General features: G+C 59.7%; 20 protein-coding genes and 1 pseudogene. 14 read left to right on the top strand and 7 right to left on the bottom strand.

Annotation, left to right across the window (positions count from 1 at the left end):
* Positions 1 to 36: 36 nt before the first annotated feature.
* Positions 37 to 801 carry a 3-oxoacyl-ACP reductase gene (locus tag BSK43_RS29020; RefSeq protein WP_077468181.1) on the top strand — a complete coding sequence of 255 codons (765 nt, stop codon included), beginning with the start codon at positions 37 to 39 and terminating at the stop codon, positions 799 to 801.
* Positions 802 to 854: 53 nt separating this feature from the next.
* Here BSK43_RS29020 and BSK43_RS29015 read toward each other — a convergent pair whose 3' ends face one another.
* From BSK43_RS29015 to BSK43_RS29000, 4 genes are all read right to left on the bottom strand, one after another.
* Positions 855 to 1,727 carry an undecaprenyl-diphosphate phosphatase gene (locus BSK43_RS29015; protein ID WP_077468180.1) on the bottom strand — a complete coding sequence of 291 codons (873 nt, stop codon included), beginning with the start codon at positions 1,725 to 1,727 and terminating at the stop codon, positions 855 to 857.
* 254 nt (positions 1,728 to 1,981) lie between these two features.
* Positions 1,982 to 2,398, bottom strand: coding sequence for an NUDIX domain-containing protein (locus BSK43_RS29010; RefSeq protein WP_077468179.1), 417 nt, complete (start codon positions 2,396 to 2,398; stop codon positions 1,982 to 1,984).
* Between the two features lie 91 nt (positions 2,399 to 2,489).
* Entirely contained in the window at positions 2,490 to 2,702 is a 213-nt protein-coding gene (locus tag BSK43_RS29005; RefSeq protein ID WP_077468178.1) for a hypothetical protein, read from the bottom strand.
* 110 nt (positions 2,703 to 2,812) lie between these two features.
* Positions 2,813 to 3,517: a transcriptional regulator NanR gene (locus tag BSK43_RS29000; protein ID WP_077468177.1), complete on the bottom strand. Its 705-nt coding sequence runs from the start codon at positions 3,515 to 3,517 to the stop codon at positions 2,813 to 2,815.
* Between the two features lie 185 nt (positions 3,518 to 3,702).
* Here BSK43_RS29000 and oiaX point away from each other — a divergent pair, with 185 nt between their 5' ends.
* The 12 genes and pseudogenes from oiaX to ugpC all read left to right on the top strand — a co-directional run bounded on the left by oiaX (position 3,703) and on the right by ugpC (position 17,821).
* Entirely contained in the window at positions 3,703 to 4,962 is a 1,260-nt protein-coding gene (gene oiaX, locus BSK43_RS28995) for a 3-oxo-isoapionate-4-phosphate decarboxylase OiaX (protein ID WP_077468176.1), read from the top strand.
* A gap of 5 nt (positions 4,963 to 4,967) precedes the next feature.
* A complete protein-coding gene (locus BSK43_RS28990; RefSeq protein ID WP_077468175.1) occupies positions 4,968 to 6,302 on the top strand; it encodes a four-carbon acid sugar kinase family protein in 1,335 nt (444 codons plus the stop codon).
* Positions 6,303 to 6,397: 95 nt separating this feature from the next.
* Entirely contained in the window at positions 6,398 to 7,225 is an 828-nt protein-coding gene (locus BSK43_RS28985) for a phosphogluconate dehydrogenase C-terminal domain-containing protein (RefSeq protein ID WP_068392700.1), read from the top strand.
* 124 nt (positions 7,226 to 7,349) lie between these two features.
* Complete coding sequence (locus tag BSK43_RS28980; protein ID WP_077468174.1) at positions 7,350 to 8,384, top strand: Gfo/Idh/MocA family oxidoreductase; 1,035 nt, start codon at positions 7,350 to 7,352, stop codon at positions 8,382 to 8,384.
* Positions 8,381 to 10,264 (top strand): hypothetical protein, encoded by a 1,884-nt coding sequence (locus BSK43_RS28975; protein WP_077468173.1) that lies wholly within the window; start codon positions 8,381 to 8,383, stop codon positions 10,262 to 10,264. Before BSK43_RS28980 ends, BSK43_RS28975 begins: the two co-directional genes overlap by 4 nt.
* Positions 10,265 to 10,323: 59 nt before the next feature.
* Positions 10,324 to 11,343, top strand: coding sequence for a dihydroxyacetone kinase subunit DhaK (locus tag BSK43_RS28970; protein WP_077468172.1), 1,020 nt, complete (start codon positions 10,324 to 10,326; stop codon positions 11,341 to 11,343).
* A complete protein-coding gene (gene dhaL, locus BSK43_RS28965; RefSeq protein ID WP_077468171.1) occupies positions 11,340 to 11,978 on the top strand; it encodes a dihydroxyacetone kinase subunit DhaL in 639 nt (212 codons plus the stop codon). Before BSK43_RS28970 ends, dhaL begins: the two co-directional genes overlap by 4 nt.
* A gap of 84 nt (positions 11,979 to 12,062) precedes the next feature.
* Positions 12,063 to 13,316 (top strand): extracellular solute-binding protein, encoded by a 1,254-nt coding sequence (locus BSK43_RS28960; protein WP_077468170.1) that lies wholly within the window; start codon positions 12,063 to 12,065, stop codon positions 13,314 to 13,316.
* Positions 13,317 to 13,412: 96 nt separating this feature from the next.
* Positions 13,413 to 14,311: pseudogene (locus BSK43_RS28955) on the top strand (sugar ABC transporter permease).
* Positions 14,308 to 15,186, top strand: coding sequence for a carbohydrate ABC transporter permease (locus BSK43_RS28950; protein WP_068392716.1), 879 nt, complete (start codon positions 14,308 to 14,310; stop codon positions 15,184 to 15,186). Before BSK43_RS28955 ends, BSK43_RS28950 begins: the two are co-directional and overlap by 4 nt.
* A 38-nt stretch (positions 15,187 to 15,224) precedes the next feature.
* Positions 15,225 to 16,739 (top strand): DUF5060 domain-containing protein, encoded by a 1,515-nt coding sequence (locus BSK43_RS28945; RefSeq protein WP_077468169.1) that lies wholly within the window; start codon positions 15,225 to 15,227, stop codon positions 16,737 to 16,739.
* Between the two features lie 17 nt (positions 16,740 to 16,756).
* A complete protein-coding gene (gene ugpC, locus BSK43_RS28940; RefSeq protein ID WP_077468168.1) occupies positions 16,757 to 17,821 on the top strand; it encodes a sn-glycerol-3-phosphate ABC transporter ATP-binding protein UgpC in 1,065 nt (354 codons plus the stop codon).
* Positions 17,822 to 17,845: 24 nt separating this feature from the next.
* Here ugpC and BSK43_RS28935 read toward each other — a convergent pair whose 3' ends face one another.
* Positions 17,846 to 18,208, bottom strand: a complete 363-nt coding sequence (locus BSK43_RS28935; protein ID WP_077468167.1) for a hypothetical protein — start codon at positions 18,206 to 18,208, stop codon at positions 17,846 to 17,848.
* Between the two features lie 276 nt (positions 18,209 to 18,484).
* Here BSK43_RS28935 and BSK43_RS28930 point away from each other — a divergent pair, with 276 nt between their 5' ends.
* Complete coding sequence (locus tag BSK43_RS28930; RefSeq protein WP_077468166.1) at positions 18,485 to 18,799, top strand: hypothetical protein; 315 nt, start codon at positions 18,485 to 18,487, stop codon at positions 18,797 to 18,799.
* 17 nt (positions 18,800 to 18,816) lie between these two features.
* Here the strand turns inward: BSK43_RS28930 and BSK43_RS28925 are convergent, their stop codons facing one another.
* Together BSK43_RS28925 and BSK43_RS28920 are read right to left on the bottom strand one after the other, a co-directional pair.
* Entirely contained in the window at positions 18,817 to 20,859 is a 2,043-nt protein-coding gene (locus tag BSK43_RS28925) for an NADH:flavin oxidoreductase (protein ID WP_077468165.1), read from the bottom strand.
* 74 nt (positions 20,860 to 20,933) lie between these two features.
* Positions 20,934 to 21,845 carry a DMT family transporter gene (locus tag BSK43_RS28920; RefSeq protein ID WP_077468164.1) on the bottom strand — a complete coding sequence of 304 codons (912 nt, stop codon included), beginning with the start codon at positions 21,843 to 21,845 and terminating at the stop codon, positions 20,934 to 20,936.
* Positions 21,846 to 21,913 lie beyond the last annotated feature (68 nt).

The raw sequence follows: 21,913 nt of genomic DNA, 5'->3' as shown, positions 1-21,913 counted from the left end.
CCACGCGCTATGGGCAAACAATGAAGGAGTTGAAAAATGAGCCTGCCAATCAAGGACCAAGTCGTCATCGTCTCCGGCGCCGGGCGCGGTCTCGGCGCCGCCATCGCTGCGGCCTTTGCCCGCGAAGGCGCGAAAGTCGCGATCAACTACCGTGCAAGCCGCGAGCAAGCGGAAGCACTGGTGGCAGAGCTTGGCGATCGCGCGAGTGCATTCCAGGCCGATATGCGCAGCCTTACCGAAACGGAGCGGCTTGTTGCCGACGTAACAGCCCATCTCGGAGCACCGACGACAGTCGTTCACAATGCACTGGCTGATTTCAGCTTCAACGGCGACGCGCGTTCGAAGCTGGACGCCTTGAGCTGGGCTGAGATGGCAAAGCAGCTTGAGACGGCCCTGCAGGGCGCGCTCAACCTCATTCAGGCGGCGCGGCCGGGCATGGCAGCAGCGGGATTTGGCCGCATCGTCACGATCGGCACCAACCTTTTCCAGAATCCGGTCGTACCCTATCACGACTATACGGCGGCCAAGGCAGCGCTCCTGTCATTGACCCGTACGGCTGCCGCGGAACTCGGGCCGCTTGGAATTACCGTCAACATGGTTTCCGGCGGCCTGCTCCGGACCACAGATGCCAGCAGCGCCACACCTGAGGCCGTCTTCGACATCATCGCAGCCAATACGCCACTGCGTCGTGTCACCACGCCGGAAGAAGCTGCCGACGCAATTCTCTTCTTCGCAAGCCCTTGGGCACGCGCCGTGACCGGACAGAATCTGATCGTCGATGGCGGATTGGTGTTCGGCTGATCGCAATAGGAGGCGACGACCCATGGTCGCCGCCTCCATCTCTGGATGGACGATCAGGCCCAGCCCATGGTCAGCACGCCGAAGAGGATGACGACACCCAGTACGACGCGGTAGATCACGAAAGGCCAGGTGGAGAAGCGCTCCAGGAAGCGCATCAGGCCCCAGATGGTCACGAAGGACGATATGCTGCCGACAATGAGGCCGACGAGCAGGACAGACCATGCCTCCATCGGAATATGGGCCTTGTAGAGCTCGAACAGCTCCTTCAAGCCGGCAAGCGCGATAGCCGGAAGCCCGAGCAGGAACGAAAACCGCGCAGCCTCATCACGTTGCAGGCCAAGGAAAAGCGCGCCGGTCAAAGTCGAGCCCGAGCGCGATACGCCCGGTATAAGCGCGCCGACCTGGGTGATGCCGACAAACAGGGCATCGACCAGGGTCATCTCTTCGATGTTCTTCCTGTGGCGGCTGTAGAGTTCGGCAACAGCCAGAAGAATGCCCATCACAAGGCAGGCAATGCCGATAACCCACAGGCTGCGAAACGACGTGCCGCAGGCATTCAGCGAAGACGACAGCAGCAGGCCTGCGATCACGATCGGGATCGTGGCGATGATAATGGCAACCGCAAGCCTTATTGCGGGTGAACGCCAATTCCTGCTTCTTACGGCGTCGAGCGACCCGAAGGTGACAAAGCGGACGTCGCTCCAGAAATAAGAGACAATCGCCGCCAGCGCGGCGAGCTGCATAGTCGCCGAAAACGCCGAACCAGGATCCTGCCAGCCGAGCAGGGCCGGCACCAGGCGCATATGGGCGGTGGACGAAATCGGCAGGAGCTCCGTCAATCCCTGCACGACACCCAGAAAAGCAATTTTGGCATAGCCCAGGGCGACAAAGCCCGTGTCTACGCCCTGTGTACAAACATCAGCCACGTTTCGATATCCTCAGTTCTTAAGTGGGGGCTTAGCGCCGGAATGGCGCGATGAACCTTGCTGCGAAACAATTTTTGGCACGTTAGCGGCCGCACATGTCGAATGCGTTACCGATCCCGCACCAAGAATCGAGGCGGAGGATAGGTGGGAAGGCTGAACTCTATCTGAAATTACCGGCTTTATTTTCGAACGGCCGATGGAATCCGAGACTCAGGGGTCTTTGAGCCGGCCTGACGCTATAATTGCTACGGAGCCTAACCAGCCGCTGCTGTCTGACTCGCGAGCAGATTGCGAAGCATTTCGCCAAGCTCAGTCGGCGCCAACCCGGTTTCGCACGCTATCGCGGCAGCAGAAAACCATCTGAGCTCTATATGTTCATCACCGATGAGACTTGGGGCTCCGTGCCATCTATCCACATGATAAACATGGAAAGTGGCGGATGTCTCGGATAGGCCCTTTGAAACAAATCTCCCGAGAAGCTGCCAGTGCTCTGGCGTCACGTCTATTTCTTCAATCAGTTCTCGGCACATGGCGGTTTCAGCGCCTTCGCCATCCTCAATGTGGCCACCCGGAAGGCTCCAGCAATTTTGATGCACCTTGCGCCTGGGACCTCGCCTTGCGAGCAGAACAGTTCCGTTTCGGGTCAGGGCGCCGAGCGCAAGGTCAGGCATCTCCGTTTCTCCGTCCCGTCGAGATCATGTCGATAATGCTTACGCCGCTCGTTAAGGAGCGCCGCTCGATTTTCCAAAGATCGATGGAATCCTAGCTGTCGTCCTCGGGCAGCGACTGCATGTAACGGATGATGCCATAAAATCCGATGAAGAGGACGATGGCGCCGATTGCACGATGAAGATCATGCAGCATCGTGTGATGATGCCTGATCAGAAGGCACATCAAATTATAGATGGCTATGGCGAGCGCCGTCATGACCGGAGCCAGGACGAGCGCCATATTCCGCTGGATGAAGTTGATCATCACACACCTCTTATTTATTTCCCGAGATTCCACGAGGATTGAGGAGGAATTGCGACAGATATACGCGCCTTGCCGAAAGTAGCACGGCGGCCGCGTCAAGCCGACTATGTCTATTTGGTATAGAGCGCGCGCGATCTTTCCAGGTGCTTCAGCACCGCTGCCTCGGCGCCATCGGCGTCGTTCTCAGCGAGCCGCCCGAGGATCTCCTCGTGCTCGACCAGCGTGAACTTCTCCTTGCCGGTCCAGATCAGCATGTCCGTATGGTAGGCTTTCAGCCAGGCCAGCATGGCTTCGCTGACGGCAACAAAGATCGGATTGCCTGATATCTGGGCGATGCGTGTGTGAAACTGCATGTCGGCTGCGATGAATTCCTCGGCGTGGCCGAGGAAGGCACGCTGACGTTCGATGATTTCCTTGAGGTCAGCGACATCTTTTTCGCTTGCGCGCGCTGCTGCCTCGCGCGCCATGCCACGTTCAAAGAAGATACGCGCGCTCTTCAGATGCTCCAGAGAGTCAGACGACTGCGACAGCATGATCTTGGCCGTCAGATCCACCTGGCGGAAAATCGACTGTGCCGTGAGCTGCAGCACCTTTGCCCGCTCACCGTGGGAGATATTCACCAGCCCCATATTGGCAAGTGACTGCATGGCCTCGCGTATCGCCGGCCGGCCAACGCCGAAACGCTCCATAAGGACACGTTCCGATGGCATTTCATCACCCGGCTTAAGTTCTCCCGATGTGATCAACCGCTCCAACCGGTCGAAGACTTCATCGGAAAGCTTCCGGCGTACAATTTGTTCGGCTGGCTGACCCATGGAACCCCGCTTGCTCAAAGCTCTGCCTCCCTTATGCATTTTTGCTTGGTGCGGCGGAAGCCCATACGGAACAGCTTGCCGGCTATCGAACAAAAAAATCGTTGCAGAAGTTGGGATACTCATTATACCAGATTACCAGTTTACGCCACGCGAAAATCGTCGGCGCAAGGAGCTATCAGCCACTTATGACCATTACCATCACCTATCGCATCGAAACACCGGGCAGCATCGAGGCGATGGCTAGCAAGATTGCCAGCGATCAATCCACCGGCACCTTCGTTGCAGTTCCCGGCGAAACGGAAGAACTCAAGGCGCGCGTTGCCGCACGAGTGATCGCGATCCGTCCACTTGCTGACGCTGCGCGGCCGACATGGCCCGAGGTCGCGGAAGGTCACGGCCCCATCCGTCGGGCTGATGTCGATATCGCCTTTCCGCTCGATGCCATCGGCACGGATCTTGCGGCGCTGATGACGATTGCCATCGGCGGTGTCTATTCGATCAAGGGCATGACCGGCATCCGCGTCGTCGATATGAAGCTGCCGGAAGTCTTTCGCGATGCCCATCCCGGTCCGCAATTCGGTGTTGCCGGCAGCATGCGGCTCACCGGCGTCAGCGGCCGCCCGATCATCGGCACGATCGTCAAGCCGGCGCTGGGATTGCGGCCACAGGAGACGGCAGCGCTCGTCAGCGAGTTGATCGGCTCGGGCGTCGACTTCATCAAGGACGACGAGAAGCTCATGAGCCCGGCCTATTCGCCGCTGAAGGAACGTGTCGAGGCGATCATGCCGCTGATCCGCGATCACGAGCAGAAGACCGGCAAGAAGGTGATGTACGCTTTCGGTATTTCGCATGCTGACCCCGACGAGATGATGCGCAACCATGATCTGGTGCTGAAGGCCGGCGGCAATTGCGCCGTCGTCAACATCAACTCAGTCGGCTTCGGCGGCATGAGTTTTCTGCGCAAACGCTCCGCGCTGGTATTGCACGCCCATCGCAACGGCTGGGACGTGCTCACCCGCCATCCGGGCGCCGGCATGGATTTCAAAGTCTACCAGCAGTTCTGGCGCCTGCTCGGCGTCGACCAATTCCAGATCAATGGCATTCGGGTCAAATACTGGGAGCCCGACGACAGCTTCGTCGAGTCCTTCAAGGCCATCAGCACGCCGCTTTTCGATCAATCCGATTGCCCCCTGCCCGTGGCCGGCTCAGGCCAGTGGGGAGGCCAGGCGCCGGAAACCTACCAGCGCACCGGGCGGACCACGGATCTCCTCTATCTCTGCGGCGGAGGCATCGTCAGCCATCCCTTCGGACCGGCAGCCGGCGTTCGTGCGATCCAGCAGGCGTGGCAGGCCGCCGTTTCTGACATTCCGCTTGAGGACTACGCGAGGGATCATCCTGAGCTTGCCGCTTCGATCGCAAAATTCAGTGACGGCAAGGACGCCTGAGCGCAATGTCCAATCTTCTTCTCAGCTATTATGGCGATGATTTCACGGGCTCCACCGATGTGATGGAGGCACTGGCTTCGAACGGCGTGCCGACCGTGTTGTTTCTCGGCATTCCGAGCGGCGCCATGCTGGAGCGTTTCAAGGATTGCCGCGCCATCGGCATCGCCGGCACCAGCCGCAGCGAGACGCCCGAATGGATGGAACGTAATCTGAGGCCGATGTTCTCATGGCTGAAGAGCCTGAACTCCTCGATCTGTCACTACAAGGTATGCTCGACATTCGATTCCAACCCGAAGATCGGCAATATCGGCAAGGCTATCGAAATCGGCAGGGCGCTCTTTAATCCCTCGACCGTTCCGGTCGTCGTCGGCGCGCCGCAGCTCAGGCGCTATACCGCCTTCGGCCATCTCTTCGCCGCCTATCAGGGCCAGGTCTTCCGCATCGACCGCCATCCGGTCATGAGCCGCCACCCGGTCACCCCGATGGACGAGGCCGATCTTGCTATTCATCTCCGCAAGCAGACATCCCTGCCCGTTAGCCTCGCCGATCTCACGACCATGGTGGCCCCGGACGCCGATGAGCGGATCGATGGGCTTGCAAGGGAGGGTGACGGCATCCTGCTCATGGACGTCGTTAGCCCGGAAACACAGGCAGCCGCCGGCCGCCAGCTATGGCGCCTCAAAGGCAAGGGCAACGCCTTCGTCGCCGGCTCTTCCGGGGTCGAATATGCCCTGCTGAACGCCTGGCGCGACGAAAGGCTGATCGGACCGAAGCCGGAATTCCAGCAGCCCGGCAAAGTCGAGCGCCTCGCCGTCGTTTCCGGCAGCGTCTCCCCCACGACAGAGCGCCAAATTCGCCGGGCGACAACAGAGGGCTTCGAAGGAATCGCCGTCGATCCGCTGGAGTTGGTGGGCGAAAATGCCGAGATCGCGCTGGAGATGGCAGCCAATGCTGGCGCTGCCAGCCTGAAGAAAGGCCGAAGCGTCATTCTCCATACCGCCCTTGGGCCTTCGGCTGATCGAGGCGGCGATATCGATCGCATTCCCGGCGCTCGCCATCGCCTCGGGCAGGCTCTTGGCATCCTCCTCCGGCGCTTGATCGAACAGGAAGGTCTCGGCCGCGCCGTTATCGCCGGCGGCGATACTTCGAGCCACGCATTACAGGAACTGCGCGTCGAGGCACTCACCACCCTTTTGCCATTGCCGCAAACCCCAGGATCACCGCTCTGCACTGCGCATGGCAGCTACGCACCGACAAACGGTTTGCAGATTGCCCTCAAGGGTGGACAGGTCGGGACTGATGATTACTTCGCGCAGATCCGCGACGGCAGAGGTTCGTAGGCGGAAGCGCCATTTTCTGGCCGACACATTGGCATACTCATTGACTCATTATACCAGTTGCGATATCACGATTTGAACGTGAACGAGGTGTTATCATGACTGCAATTGCTCTTTTCGGCGCCGGCGGCAAAATGGGCTACCGGCTCGCCAAGAATCTGAAAGGCTCGCGCTTCGACGTGCGCCATGTCGAGGTCGGCGACGCTGGCAAAGCGCGCCTGAAGAACGATCTTGCCATTGATTGCGTGCCGGCGGACGCGGCGCTCGATGGCGCTGATGTGGTCATCCTTGCGGTTCCGGATACGGCGATCGGCAAGGTTGCCGCCGGCATTGTCGACAAGCTCAAGCCCGGCACGATGGTCGTCGCTCTCGACGCCGCCGCGCCCTTTGCCGGCCATCTGCCGCAGCGCGCAGACCTCACCTATTTCGTCACCCACCCCTGCCACCCGCCGATCTTCAACGATGAAACGGACATGCAGGCGAAGAAGGACCATTTTGGCGGCCTCTTCGCCAAGCAGCACATCGTTTCGGCTCTGATGCAGGGACCGGAAAGCGCCTATACGCTCGGCGAGGAAATCGCCAAGGTCATCTGGGCGCCGGTCATGCGCTCGCACCGTGTCACCGTCGAGCAGATGGCGATGCTGGAGCCCGGCCTTTCCGAGACGGTCTGCGCATCCCTGCTTGTCGTCATGCGTCAGGCGATGGATGAATGCGTTGCCCGCGGCGTGCCGGCGGAAGCCGCCCGCGACTTTCTGCTTGGTCATATGAACGTGCTCGGCGCGGTGATCTTCAAGGAAGTCGACGGTGTATTCTCCGATGCCTGCAACAAGGCAATCGAGTTCGGCATCCCCGCCTTGATGCGCGATGACTGGAAAAATGTCTTCGAACCACAGGAAATCGCCGCCAGCATCCAGCGCATTACCTGATGACATCCGAGGGAGGGCTTCTGGCCCTCCCTTTATCGCCTTGTCGGGAACTGCGCGTGTTTCGCACCCGGAAGGAGGCGACGAAACTGAGTGACATGAATGCAAATGACATAGGCAGGCTGACATGACAGACATCAAGGGCGCTTTGATCGGTTGCGGCTTCTTCGCGGTCAATCAGATGCACGCCTGGCAAAACGTCGACGGTGCCCATATCGTTGCGATCTGCGACCGCAATCCCGAGCGGCTGAAGATCGTCGGCGACCAGTTTGGCATCGAGCACCGCTATGCCGATGCCGGCGCGATGTTTGCCGATGGTGGCTTCGATTTCGTCGATATCGCGACGACAGTGCAAAGCCACCGCGCGCTGGTGGAAATGGCCGCCGCCCACAAGATACCGGCAATCTGCCAGAAGCCCTTTGCAAAGACGCTTGATGATGCGAAGGCAATGGTGGAAGCCTGCGCACAAGCCGGCATTCCCCTTATGGTCCATGAGAATTTCCGCTGGCAGACGCCTATTCAAGCAGTGAAGAGCGTCCTGTTATCCGGGGCAATTGGCGAGCCCTTCTGGGGCCGTTTTTCCTTCCGCTCGGGCTACGACGTCTTTTCCGGCCAGCCATATCTGGCGGAAGGCGAGCGTTTCATCATTGAGGATCTCGGTATCCACACGCTCGATATCGCCCGCTTCGTCCTTGGTGACGTCAGCTCGCTGACGGCCCGCATCAAGCGGGTCAATCCGAAGATCAAAGGCGAAGATGTCGCTACCATCCTGCTCGATCACGAAAGCGGGGCGACATCGATCGTCGATGTCAGCTATGCCACCAAGCTCGCAACCGAACCATTTCCGGAAACGCTGATCGAGCTTGATGGCACGAAGGGCACGATCCGGCTTTCCCAGGGCTATCGCCTGGAGGTCAATGGTCCTGACGGGCTGATCGTTTCCGACGCGTCACCTCGTCTTCTCCCTTGGGCTTCACGCCCATGGCATAACATCCAGAAGAGCGTTCTGGCGATCCAGCAACACTGGACCGATCGTCTGGCCGATGGCGGGGAGATCTCGACATCAGGCGCCGACAATCTGAAGACCCTGGCACTTGTCGAAGCAGCCTATGAGAGTGCGGCTGGCGGACATGCCGTCGATATCGGAGCAATGCTGCGATGACGACGGACATCGATCCGTTTCCGCTGTACGGCACGCATGAAGCCGAAACGCCTGCGCTTCAATTGACGGCCGGCAAACTTGTCGTTGACTTCAAAAACGGCAACCTGCGCAGCATCAGCTATGGCGGCGCCGAGGTGCTCCGCGCAATCTCCTATCTCGTGCGCGATCGAGATTGGGGCACCTACGCTCCATACGTCGAAGATCTGCGCATACAGCAACAGCCGAACGGCTTCTCGGTCAGCTATCTGGCCCGCTACACGGGGCCGGATGATACCGAACTTGTCGTTGACGTACGGATCGCCGCGCAGGCGGGCGAGCCTCTGATCTTCGAAACGGAAGCCCTGTCTGCGGCCGGTTTTGAAACGAACCGCTGCGGCTTCTGCATCCTGCATCCAATCGTCGGCGTCGCGGGTATGCCAGTGTCGATCGAGCACGTCGATGGCACTCGCGAAGATACGCATTTCCCGGACCTCATAGACCCGTGGCAGCCCTTCAAGGATATGCGCGCGATCACCCATCGCGTCACGCCGAGTGTCACGGCGGAATGCCGCATGGAGGGCGACACTTTCGAAATGGAAGACCAGCGCAACTGGTCGGATGCGTCCTATAAGACGTATGTCCGTCCCCTCGCCTTGCCATGGCCTTACCAAATAACGGCGGGCGAGCCGGTGCGGCAACGTATTGTGCTGACCGTCGGCGAGATGAGCCGTTCACCGGCAAACCCGCTCCCTCCCTCCGAAAATACAGCGCCGATCAGCCTTGGCCTCACGGCAAGGTCAGGCATCATGCCTGCGATCGGGTTCACCATCACGCCGGAGGAAGCGGCTGCGACGCTCAGGGCTCGCGACAAGCTCGCCGAGATCGCGGCACAGGAACTGCTGTTCCACTTCGATCCGAATGCCGGCCATGGCGGTGAAGCCTTTAAATCCTTCGCTGCCATAGCGGCACTTCACGCCGGCAAATCAACTTTGGAAATCGCGCTGCCGTGCCGCCAGACGCCGCTCGTTGAAGCAAGCCAAATCGCGGCCTGGATGCACGCTGCCAACTTCGACCCCGATGCAATTGTTATTTCACCGTCCGTCGACCGGCAATCGACCCCGCCGGGCAGCGAATGGCCGGAATGCCCACCGCTGGAGGAGGTCTATTCGGCCGCACATGCAGCCTTTCCCGGCATGCGTCTGGGCGGCGGGATGCTCAGCTATTTCACGGAACTCAACCGTAAGCGCGTTCCCGCAGAACCGCTGGATTTCATTACTCATTGCACCAATCCCATCGTGCACGCGGCCGATGACCTCAGCGTCATGCAGACGCTGGAGGCATTGCCCTTCATCACACGTTCGGTGCGCGCCATCTATGGCAACAGGCCCTATCGCATCGGCCCTTCGACCATACCCATGCGACAGAACCCCTATGGCAGCCGGACGATGGACAATTCTGGCGGCGCACGCATTGCCATGGCCAATGCGGACCCCCGCCACAATGCCCGCTTCGGCAAAGCTTTCGCTTTCGGCTATGCCGCTCGCGTGCTTGATGCCGAGCTGGAGTGCCTGACGCTTTCCGCACTGACCGGACCTTTCGGCCTCATCGCCGGCGACAACGAGCCGTCGCCAGCAGGCGCCAATCGCCCGATTTTCGACTCGATCGCGACGCTTGCCCGTCTTGCCGGCGGCCGCTGGCGCGAGTGCCTGTCGTCCGACCCATCCTCCGTGCTCGCCTTCGTCACCGCGCGCACCGACACGCAACGAGAATTGCATCTGGTCAACATCACCCCTGCGCCGCGCCGTATCGAGCTCGGAGCCCTTCGCCTCGCTGATCACCCCGGAAAGGACATCCTTACGCTGCGAGCCTATGAGGTGGCTTCCGTGAGTTTGATGGATTGACCTGAACTCGCAGACGCGCATGTTAGTCCTAACAATCGCAGTGATTTGGGAGGACCGGCGTGAAGACGAAGAAATTGATCAACGAGGGTGCGGCCGCCGTCGACGAGATGCTGGCGGGCATCCTGGCAGCCCATCCCCGACACCTTCGCGCCCTCGATGGATCGCCACGCTCGATCGTGGCGAAGCACGGACCGCGACCCGGCAAGGTCGGCATGGTCATCGGCGGCGGCTCCGGACATGAGCCGAGCTTTCTCGGTTTCGTCGGCAAGGGGCTTGCCGACGCAGCCGCGATCGGCAACGTCTTTGCCTCGCCGCCGCCCGACCCGATCATCGAATGTGCCAAGGCCGTCGACGGTGGCGTCGGCGTACTGTTCCTCTATGGCAATTATGCCGGCGACGTCATGAATTTCGACATGGCCGCAGAAATGCTTGCCATGGATGATCTCGAGGTCCGCACGGTCGTCACGACCGATGATATCGCCTCCGCATCACCGGAGCAGAAAGAGCGGCGTCGCGGTGTCGCGGGGAATGTCTTCGTCTTCAAGGCTGCGGGTGCCGCCTGCGATATGATGTATGGCTTCGACGAGGTCGAACGCGTTGCGCGCTGGGCCAATGAGCGGACGTTTACGATGGGCGTCGCGCTCTCCCCCTGCTCCCTGCCGCAGACTTTGAAGCCCAATTTCGAACTCGGGGCCGATGAAATGGAAATCGGCATGGGTATTCATGGCGAACCAGGCATTGCGCGCGGCCCGCTGAAACCGGCGGATGAGGTGGTGGACGAACTGCTCGGCAAGATACTGCACGAGATGAAACCCGCGCGCGGCGATCGCGTTGCCGTGCTCGTCAATTCGTTGGGCTCGACACCTTTGATGGAGCTCTACATCCTGATGCGCAAGGTGAAGTTGATGCTCGACGATGCGGGCTTGGTTATCCATCTGTCGCTGGTCGGCAACTATTGCACCTCGCTGGAAATGGCCGGCGCCTCGATCACGCTGATGCATCTCGATGACGAGCTCCAGCGACTGATCGACCATCCCTGCGATTGCGCGATGTTCCGCTCCGGCGAGGCTCTGCAATGACTGTTGTGACCGTGGAGGACCTGAAATCGCTGTTTACTGATATTGCCGAGGCGATGGAGCGTGAAAAAGATCGCCTCTGCGAGCTGGATGGCGTGATCGGCGATGCGGATCACGGTATCGCCATGGAACTTGGCTTCGCGGCCGCTGCCAAGGCCGTTTCTGAGCTGGATGCAACGGCCGATCCGACGATCGTGTTCAATACGGCCGCGAAATCATTCCTCAACGCGGTCGGCGCTTCCTCCGGTCCGCTTTATGCAACCGCACTCATGCGGGCAGGAGCATCCGCGAAGGGCAAAACGTCTTTGAACGATGACGACATGGTCGAGATCATTGCGGCCTTCGCCAAGGGAATTCAAGACCGCGGCAAGGCCGAGGTCGGCGAGAAGACGATGGTCGATGCCTGGGCGCCTGCCGCAGCGGCTTGCCGAGCTGCCCGTGATCAGGGCCAGCCTCTTGCCGCCTGCCTGACCGCCGCACTGGAGGCCGGAAATGCGGGAGCGGAAGCAACCAAGGGGATGATTGCCGCAAAAGGCCGCTCATCCCGACTTGGTGACCGCGCCCTGGGCCATATGGACCCAGGAGCCGCTTCGGCCGTCGTCGTGATCTCGTGCCTGCATGCGCATTTCTCGCCATAGTGATGATGAACTCATCATACCAGTTGACATGTTGACAACTATTTGCCAAAACCGCCCTCAGCTTTGCTCGGAGGAGGATGGGAGATGGCTATCAGCTATGGATATACGCGTTGGTTCGGCGCGGTTACGATTGCCGCGGCAGCGCTGGCGGCAACCAATGCCGCTGCAGAAGACCTGACGCTATGGACGCTGAATTTTGACAATGGCGGCGCCAACACCGCCCTCAAGAAGGTGGCGAGCGACTTCGAAGCCGCCAATCCCGGTACCCATATCCAGATCGTCCAGCGTGGCGTCGATGAACACAAGACCGCCCTTCGCGTGGCCGCCGGTTCCAGCAAAGGTCCGGATATCTATTTCAGCTGGGCCGGTCTCGGTCTCGGCGGCGAATATGTGAAGGCCGGCCTGTCGCTGCCGCTCGACAAATATTACACCCAGTACAAATGGAGCGACGAGCTGCTCCCGTCGGCAGCCGCTTTTGCTGATCTCTATCCGGGCGGCAAGCATGGCGTTCCCTTCACCTTCAAGGGTGAGGCCATCTATTACAACAAGAAGCTCTTCCAGAAGGCTGGCATTACTGAGGCGCCGAAGACCTACGAAGAGCTGCTTGCCGACGCGGAGAAGCTTAAGGCCGCCGGCATTCCGGCTTTCACCTTTGGCGGTTCGGTCAACTGGCATGTCATGCGCCTGATGGACGTGCTCTTGGAAACCAAATGCGGCGCCGACAAGCACGACGCGCTGATGGCAATGAAGACCGACTGGACCAAGGAACCCTGCGCGACCGACGCCTTTACCGAATTCGCCAAATGGACCAGTGACTACACGCTGAAACCCTTCATGGGCATCAGCAACCAGCAGTCCTATACGCTATTTGTCGCCGGTCGTGCTGCGATGATGCTGGAAGGCGACTGGCTTGTCAGCCAGCTGAGCGGCAGCGGCGTCAACCTCGACGATTATGGTGTCGTGCCGTTCCCGACGAACACCAACCGGCTCTATGGCTTTGCCGAATACAACTACGTCAGCACCAAGAGCAAAAATCCGGACCTCGCCGCCAAGTTCCTTGATTATTTCCTGTCGACCAAGGTCCAGCAGGATCTTGTCGGGCAGATCAGCTCGATCTCGGTCAACAAGAACGTCCAATATGCCAACCAGAAGCCGCTGGAGGCAAAGTGGCTGGATATCTTCAAGACCTATAGCAAGGTCTATATGAACGGTGACCAGGCGTTCCCGCTTGACGTCACCACCGAATATTTCCGGGTGATCAACGATGTCGCAGCCGGCAATATCAAGCCGGCTGATGCTGCCAAGCAGCTGCAGACCTTCATCTCGGGCCGCACCTGATCCTTCGAGGGAGGTCGCCGACCGGATCAATGATCACGGTCGACGGCTTCCCTCGCATCGGTGCCCATGCGCCAGCCGGCGCCGGGAGCTATCAGAATGTCAATCCGCAACAGAACCCATGATCCCCGCGTCCAGGCATTGATCCTGCTCGCCCCGGCCATGCTGATCTACGCGATCTTCGCGCTCTATCCCATGTTGAACGTGGTCGTGCTGAGCTTCCAGAAATGGAACGGCCTCGATCCCCAACGCCCATTCGTCGGTTTGGCGAACTATCAGTATATTTTCACGCAAGATCCCGTTTTCTGGGTCGCCTTCCGGAACACTGTCATCTGGACAATCATGTGCGTGGTCTTTCCGCCGATCGTCGGGCTGCTGCTGGCACTTAGCCTCAACCAGAAGATTTTCGCGCGCAACACCTTCCGCGCCATCTTCTACCTTCCCGTCATCATCGCGCCCATCGCGTCGCGACCATGTGGAAGTGGATGTACGACCCCTTCTTCGGCCTTTTCACCGAGATCCTGACCTCGATGGGGCTGCAGAGCTGGATCCAGGATTGGCTCGGAGACAAGAGCGTCGCGCTCTACTCCGTCTTTGTCGCCTATCTCTGGCAATCGGTCGGCTTCTCCATGGTGCTGTTTCTCGCCGGTCTGCAAAATGTTTCGCAGACGCTCGTCGAGGCCGCGCGTATCGATGGCGCCGGGCGATGGAACATCTTCAGATATGTCACGCTGCCGGCACTTCGTACCACGCTCACCATCGTGCTGGTGCTGTCGGTCATCTCGTCGCTGAAAGCCTTCGATATCGTCTATGGCCTGACCGGCGGCGGGCCGGCGCAATCCACGCAGATGCTGGCGCTCTGGGCCTTTACCCAGGCGATGCAGATCTTCGATTTCGGCCGCGGCGCTGCGATCTCCGTCGTCCTGCTCCTCATCACCATCGTCGTCGTCATTCCCTATCTGCGCTGGACGCAAAAGCATGAGGAGGCCGAGCAATGACGGCAACATCTGTGTCCGGCGACTTCGAAACCATTGCGGTCGCAAAGCGCAAGCGTGACCCCATCCTGATCGCCTTGTGGATCGCGCTGCTTGTCGTCGCGCTGATCTGGCTTGCCCCCTTCATCTTCATCGTCTTCACCTCGCTGAAAACGCAGGCTGACGTGACGACGACAGGCGCCTTCATGCCTCCGCTCAATCCTGCTTTCGGGAACTATGAGAGCGCCTGGGGCCGAGGCAATTTTGCCAGTGCCTTCCTTAACAGCGCCATCATCACCGTCATCAAGGTGCCGCTCGGGCTGATCCTGTCGGCGATGGCGGCCTATGCTCTTGCCAAGATCCGCTTGCGGTTCGGCAAGGCGCTGCTGCTTCTTGTCGTCTTCGGCACGATGATCCCCTTTCAGGTGATGCTGGCGCCGCTGTTCACGCTGGTCAATTCACTCGGCCTGATCGACACCTATCCGGGCGTCATCCTGCCCTACATCGCCTTCGGTGTACCTTATCAGGTCTTCATTCTGCATGGCTTCTTCCGGGGCATTCCGAAGGAATTGTCCGAGGCGGCGTTGATCGATGGAGCCAGTCATTTCACCATCTTCCGCCGGATATTCCTGCCGGTCTGCCTGCCGGTGCTCGCCGCCCTGCTCATCCTGGATTTCGTCTCCACATGGAATGAATTCGCGATGGCGCTGGTGCTGCTGCAGGATCAGCACATGTGGACGCTGCCTCTCGGGCTCATGTCCTTCCAGGGCCAGTTTTCCAATGATTACGGGCAGTTGAACGCCGCCATCGTCATGACCGTGCTGCCGGCAACCATCGTTTATCTGATCTTCCAGCGCTACTTCGTCTCCGGCCTTACCTCCGGCGCCGTCAAGGGCTGAACAGTCAAACTACTCATAGATCTTCCGAGGAGAATATCATGTCCAATGCGTCCGTCGAAAAATGGGGTGTCTTCGAAGCGGCTTTCAACGGCCCTTCGGGCGGCAATCCTTATCTCGATGTGGCATTCGATGCCGTTTTCAGCCAGCACAGCCGGGAGGTCCGCGTACCCGGCTTCTATGATGGCGACGGCACCTATCGCGTTCGTTTCATGCCCGACAACGAGGGGGAATGGTCGTTCCGCACGCGCTCGAAAACCACGGAGCTTGATGACAAGACCGGCTCTTTCGTCGCCACCGCGCCGTCGTCGGGCAATCACGGTCCGGTGCATGTGCGCAACAAGTTCCACTTCGCCTATGCCGACGGCAAGCCTTTCCTCTCATTCGGCACCACCTGCTACGCCTGGACGCATCAGCCGCTCGATATGCAGGCGCAAACACTCGAGACCTTGAAGCAGGCACGCTTCAACAAGATCCGCATGGGTGTATTCCCCAAGGATTATCCCTACAACGTCAACGAACCGCTTTACCCCTGCTTCGAAAAGGGCGCTAACGGCAAGGAGGACTTTGACAGGCCCAATCCCATCCTCTTCCGCCATTTCGAGCAGCAGGTCGCAGCTCTCTGCGAATTGGGCATCGAAGCCGACCTCATCATGTTCCACCCCTATGATCGCTGGGGCTATTCCGACATGTCGGCCGAGCAGGACTTCCGCTATGTCGCCTATCTCGCGGCGCGCCTTGCCGCCTATCGCAACGTCTGGTGGGCGCTTGCCAACGAGTATGACTTCCTCCTCGATACGAAGCCCATGTCGCAATGGGACCGCTACTTCCATATCCTCGAAGAGAACGACCCTTACGGTCACCTGAAATCCATCCATAACGGCGAAGCGACGATGAATTTCGATCATCGCAAGCCGTGGGTAACGCATACATGCATCCAGAACTGGGATGTAAAGCGGACCCAGGAATGGCGCGACGCCTACGGCAAGCCCGTCGTCAACGACGAGCCGGAATATGAAGGCAACATCATCCAGTCCTGGGGCAATCTGACCGCGCAGGAACTGGTGCATCGCTTCTGGATCACCACGACGCGTGGCGGCTATGCCGGCCATGGCGAAACCTATTCGCATCCGGACGATCTGATCTGGTGGGCCAAGGGCGGCGAGCTTCGCGGCGAAGCGTGGAAGCGCATCGGCTTCCTGCGGGAGTTGTTGGAGCAGGATGTCGTCAACGGACTTGAACCGATGGCCGGTGCCGGCGAATGGCCCTGGACGCGCGTCTCCGGCGCCCGCGATGGTGATGTCAGCTACATCTATCTCGGCGAGCATCAGCCGGTCGTCTGGTCGACGGGGCTGCCCAAGGACGGCACGGATTACGACGTCGACATCATCGACACATGGGAAATGACGATTAGGCCCGCCAAGAAGGTGGAGGCGCCGATCCCTCACCCGACGCGCCACGGCGCAATCGTCCGTGGTGGCAAGGCGGATGCGGCCTTCGGCGTCGAATTGCCGGGCAAGCCTTACCAGGCGCTGCGCATTCGTAAGAAGCACTGATTTAGAGGAAGAATTTCATGTCCGGATTGACCATCAAGAACGTCAGGAAGTCTTACGGCGCGATCAACATCATCCATGGCGTCGATGTCGAAATCTCGGACGGCGAATTTGTAATCCTCGTCGGCCCATCGGGCTGCGGCAAGTCAACCCTGCTGCGCATGATAGCGGGACTGGAAGATATTACCGGCGGCGAGATCTCGATCGGCGAGCGGGTCGTCAACGACCTGCCGCCTAAGGATCGCGACATCGCGATGGTATTCCAGAACTACGCGCTCTATCCGCAGATGACTGTGGCGGAAAATATGGGCTTTGCACTGCAGTTGGCCGGCGCAAAGCGCGACGAGATCGACCGGAAGGTCGGCGAGGCCGCCAACATTCTCGGGCTGCAGCCATTGCTCGGCCGCAAGCCCGCCCAGCTCTCAGGCGGCCAGCGCCAACGCGTCGCCATGGGCCGCGCCATCGTTCGCGATCCGAAGGTGTTCCTTTTCGACGAACCGCTTTCCAATCTCGATGCGAAGCTGCGCGTGAAAATGCGCGCCGAGATCAAGGCCCTGCATCAGCGCCTGAAAACGACCATCGTCTATGTTACACATGACCAGATCGAAGCCATGACGATGGCGGACAAGATTGTCGTGCTGCAAGGCGGGAAAGTTGAGCAGGTCGGCTCTCCGCTCGAACTCTACGACCGCCCGAAGAATGTGTTCGTCGCGGGCTTTCTCGGCTCGCCGGCGATGAATTTCCTCGAAGGCAGGATCACAGGCGATGCCACGCCGACACTCACCCTGTCCTCGGGAACGCGCATCGCTCTCTCCAACGCCCCTGCCCAGGCTGCAGATCGGGATGTCATCGTCGGCATTCGCCCCGAAGATATCGCCTTTGCCACAGATGATGGCACCTCTGCCACCGTGATGGTCGTCGAGCCAACCGGCTCCGAAACGCATGTCGCGCTTGATCTGGAAGGCAAGGAACTCACCTGGGTGATGAGAGAACGTGCCGAGCTCACACCGGGCCAGACCGTTCGGATCTCTCTGTCATCGCCCAACCTTCATTTCTTCGACAAGGTCAGTCAGCTGCGGCTGTAAATTGCCCGAAGTGCTGTGCGCGGATCATTGCGGACTGCGCTTGCGCGCGTCACTCATGACCGAGAAGACCCGTTTGATAAACGCATCGCCATCGAACTGGCGCGCGGCACCCTCGGCGACATGTTCGGGGCGATCGAAGATGAAGGCTTCGAGGTTCACGACCGGCAGCTTCAATCTCGTGCGCACCTGGCCAATCATCGCCGTATGCGTGATCACCACCTGGCAGCCGTTAGGCCCGATCCATTCCTGAATGCCGGTCGCCGGCATCGATGCCACCGTCAACCCCTGCTCTGACAGGACGGAACCGATGCGAGAAGCGACCTGCTGATTATCCAGACAGATCAGGACATCGGTCTGCGAAGGGGACGGCGAATTGTCTGAATGCATCAAGCTGCCTCTCGTTCAAGCTGAGGCAAATATACCGATTCGCATGTGAAACGGTGTTATGAGTTGTTACATTTTGTTGCAGCTTCATGACGGCCCGGCTGGCGACGCCCAGGTGCGCATGACTAAAAGAATACGCCGCAACATAACAACACACACGCGACCCCCGAATCCTGATTTCCTCAATTCATCGAGACGGAAATATAAGGGCCGGCATTGCGAGAACATTACGATGGGCGATCAGGCCGTGCCATAATCGCAGGTGGCGCATTCAGATGCGTGCGGCGCTGTTTTGCCAGGCGCACCCGTCTCTGGGCCGGCGCCATCATCTGCAATGCCGCCTTCAGCCTTATCGGCGCCAGCCCGCGCCAGTTCATACTCTTCAACATGCTGATATTGCTGACACTTTCGGCGAGGTCTTTTCACGATATGACCCGCGTCGAAAGCTTTTCATCCCGCGACTCATCGCCCGTCACAGCCCGCTGGAAGCCGCTGATCCTATATGTGATGGACTTGCTCGTCGCATGCTACGCGATGACCGTCTTTATCGACAATCTGGCCACGGCACCAACCTTAGTCGAGACGCTGCGCTGACCACCATGCCCAAGACGTTACAACAAGGAGCAGTAACGTAGCGCATCGTAGATGGCAGCGTGGATGTTGCGGCTCGCAATCGCATCACCGATACGGATCAGATCGAAGTTGCCGGCCGCATTTCTTTCCGGCAATGGCGCGCGGCGTGCAATCAAGGCCGGATAGTCGACGGCCCCGAGATTGCGCGACAGCGGCTTCAGCTCGAGATAAAGCTCGTCATTGGCCACGGTGCCATGCTCCACCACCACCTGGGAAACCCGCCGCTCCCATTGCGTCTTTTCGGAGAAATCGGAGCCGAGAACCGCCACCAGCGCATTGCCGTCGCGCCGCACCGATTTCAGTCGGGTGTTGATGGTGACGCGCACATTCTTTTCGGCAAAGGCCTTCGCGTAGGGCACATGGTTCATGCCGCCCATTTCAGGCGCGAAGAAACGTTCTGGCGAGACAAGCTCCAGCTCGGCGCCGCCATTGGCGATGACTTCGGCCGCCGACATGCCTGGATGGCCGCCATTGTCGTCATAGAGCAGGACCTGCCCTTCAGACTTCACGGCGCCGGCAAGAATATCCCATGAGGAGGTGACAAGAGCATCGCCGCTATCCAGTTCGGGTGACTGCGCAATGCCGCCCGTCGCCACCACGACGAGATCGGGTTCGAAGGCCATGACCTCATCCGCTCCGGCATAGACATCATAATGGATGGTGACGCCGAGGCGTTCCAACTCAGATAATCGCCAATCGATGATCCCGATCATTTCCTTGCGGCGGGGATTGCGGGTCAGCAGATTGACTTGGCCGCCGGCTTTGCTGCTTGCCTCAAGCACATCAACTGTGTGACCGCGTTCAGCAAGAACACGAGCCGCCTCCAGACCTGCAGGTCCGGCACCGATGACGACGACCTTTCGCGACACTGCTGCCCGCTCGATCTCATGCGGCATCTCGGCCTCGCGGCTGGTCGCCGCATTGTGAATACAGAGCGCCTCGCCGCCCTCGTAGATCCTGTCAAGACAGTAGGTGGCGCCGACGCAAGGGCGGATATGTGCCTCCTGCCCGGACATGATCTTTTTGACGATATGCGGGTCGGCAATATGGGCGCGGGTCATGCCGACCATGTCGAGCTTGCCTTCCGCGATCGCGTGTCGCGCGGTGGCGACATCGCTGATGCGCGCGGCATGGAAAACCGGGAACTTGGTCGCCGCCCTCACCTCGCCGGCAAAATCCAGATGCGGTGCAGATGCCATGCCCTGGATTGGAATGACATTGTTGAGCGCCGCGTCACTTTCGATATGGCCGCGAATGATGTTGAGAAAGTCGATATTGCCCGAGGCAACCAGCCGCCGCGCGATCTCGACACCCTCCTCTCGCGAAAGCCCCTTCTCCCAATCCTCATCGGCCACGAGCCGGATGCCAACGATGAAGTCCGGCCCGACCGCCTTGCGGATGGCCTCCGTCATCATCATCGAAAAGCGCATGCGGTTGTCGAGCGAACCGCCGAACTCGTCCTCGCGCCTGTTCGTCGCCGGCGACCAGAAGCCATCAGTCAAATGGCCGTAGGCTTCGATTTCTATACCATCGAGGCCGGCGTCCTGCATACGCTGGGCTGCCGCGGCGAAATCCGCGATGATGCGCTCGATATCCCATTCCTCGGCCGCTTTCGGAAAGGCGCGGTGCGCCGGCTCGCGGATCGGCGACGGCGCCAGCACCGGCAGCCAGTCTCCCTTGTTCCAGCCGGTGCGGCGGCCAAGATGGGTCAACTGGATCATGACGGCGGCACCATACTCATGACAGTCGTCGGTCAGCTTCTTCAGCCACGGAACGATCTCGTCGCGATAGGCATGGAGGTTGCCGAAGGAAGGCGGCGAATCCGGTGAGACGACTGCCGAGCCCGCGGTCATGGTCAGCGCGATGCCGCCCTTCGCCTTCTCGCGATGGTAGAGCCTGTATCGATCTGTCGGCATGCCGTCTTCCGAATAGGCCGGCTCATGTGCCGTCGACATGATGCGGTTCTTCAACGTGAGGTGCTTGAGTTGATAGGGCTGGAGCAAGGGGTCGTTGGAGGTCATATCGTTTTCATCGCTTCTGTGAAATCGAGGCTCAAGCCGCTATCTTTGCCGAGACGCGGGCCGATGGCTATAGCCTATTCCGCGGGCACACGGACACGGCGCCCATGCCGGAGATCGACGGCCGTATGCCAGACGATCGTCGCGAAGATGATCGCCCCGCCGATGAACGTGGCCACAGGCGGCGTCTCCGAAAAGAACAGCCAGACCCAGAACGGGGTCAGCACGATCTCCATCGAACTAATCAGGGCCGCGTCGGCCGCCGGCATTCGCCTGGAGCCGAAGAGGAAAAGAACGAAGGCGAGCGCGAAATTCGTCGCCCCGAAGGCAGCCAGCAGCAGCCAGTCGTTGACATCAACCGAGCTTGTCGAGGCGAAGGGCACGAAGATAACGAATGTCAGCAGCCCACTGACAACGCTCGACGGCAGGATCGGAATGCTACGATCCATGCGCGGGATGACGATAATGAGAGCGAAGGTGACAGTCATGCCAAGCGCCAGCAGATCGCCGATGCCTGTGCCGCCACCGATCGACGACGCTACGATAACGGCGACGCCGATGAGGCAGATGCCGCCGGCAATCAACGTTCGCTTCGCCACCCGCTCCTTCAGCATGGACCAGCTGAGAAACGCGGCGATGAATGGCGCCGTCGCATAGATCATGGTCACATTGGCGACCGTGGTCATATAAAGCGCGCCGATGAAGCAAGCCTGGCTTATCATCTGGCAGGCGAGCATCGCCAGGCCGGCCGGATGGAAGATCGAGGCCCATTGCCGCCTGGAAAACCCGCCTTCGAGGAAAAAGCTGGGAATCAGCAGGAACAGGCCACCGAACAGTGATCGCCAGGCGATCGTCGTCCAGATATCCGTGGTCAGAAGGCGTGCGTAGATGCCGCTGCAGCTCCACGCAAGCATTGCTGTAGCCACGAGTACAACGCCCCTCTCATAATCGCTGGCAAAAGCGGAGCGGGCCGGAAACTGGAATGTCATGTAATGGACTCAGTGAGGAAACCGAAGGAACGGCTCCTGTTTGCGCCGATATTTGACATCAGGCAAAC

Origin of the sequence: Rhizobium sp. P44RR-XXIV, assembly GCF_001999485.2 — a bacterium.
Taxonomy (GTDB): domain Bacteria; phylum Pseudomonadota; class Alphaproteobacteria; order Rhizobiales; family Rhizobiaceae; genus Rhizobium.
The sequence above is the reverse complement of the archived record's forward strand: the minus strand, read 5'-3'. Positions and strand labels throughout refer to the sequence as shown.